The organism is Yoonia sp. R2-816 (assembly GCF_046762905.1).
GTDB lineage: Bacteria > Pseudomonadota > Alphaproteobacteria > Rhodobacterales > Rhodobacteraceae > Yoonia.
Map to the genome: position 1 here is coordinate 1 of NZ_JBKQXN010000290.1, position 747 is coordinate 747.

1 protein-coding gene is annotated in these 747 nt (G+C 54.8%); it reads left to right on the plus strand.

Annotated elements, in window-relative coordinates:
• Positions 1 to 325 precede the first annotated feature (325 nt).
• Positions 326 to 747: hypothetical protein (locus tag ACFWW2_RS16965; protein WP_393929876.1), on the plus strand; the 422-nt coding region annotated here is incomplete at its 3' end.

Here is a 747-nt window from a genome sequence, read left to right on the forward strand (position 1 = left end):
ACAAGTCCTCAACATCAAACTCGACTTCCCCGTCGCCGTTGACGAACTCGTAGGCTTTGAACCAAAGGCCGGTGATCAAGACGGCAACGTTACAGAATAAGCCCCTCGCGGGTCTTGGGGCGGCGAACGCCGCCCCTTCCAGCTTCCTCAACGGCCCCCAAAAGGGGGCCGCCTCGCACGCGAATATGCGCTGGTGTCATGAGAAAATCGCCGCTTGGGTCTACCGGCTGAAGTATTTTAGGGCGGTGAGCGTGATCTTTTCGGGGGCCATAGCTGGGGAAAATTCCAGCTGTTATGATCCCGAAAGAGCCACCGGAGAACACTCATGACCACAAGTTATCTTGTCGAAGAAACGAAGGACGAGTGCCATCGTGGTCTTGCCGCTACAATCTCAAATGGCAGCGTCATTATCTCAATGACCTTGGATAATGCCGTCAACCTGCAGATCAGTCTGGATGAGCTCAAATTCATTGCCCGTGCCGCAGGCACCCTGCCCCAGTGGTTGTTGGAGGCCGAAGACGTTCCCGGTCCGTCGCGACACTCCGAAGACGTCAAGCACTACAAGACTACCGCAACAACATCGACTGACGTTGACGCGCCAATGGAACCAGATGAACCAAAACCTGAACGCCATGGCCATCGATGGAGTGCTGAGGAAGATCAACGTCTATTGCACGCGTTTCAGAACGACAAGCGTGACGTTCGTTCCATCTCGCGTGACTTTGGGCGATCACCATCGTCTATTGT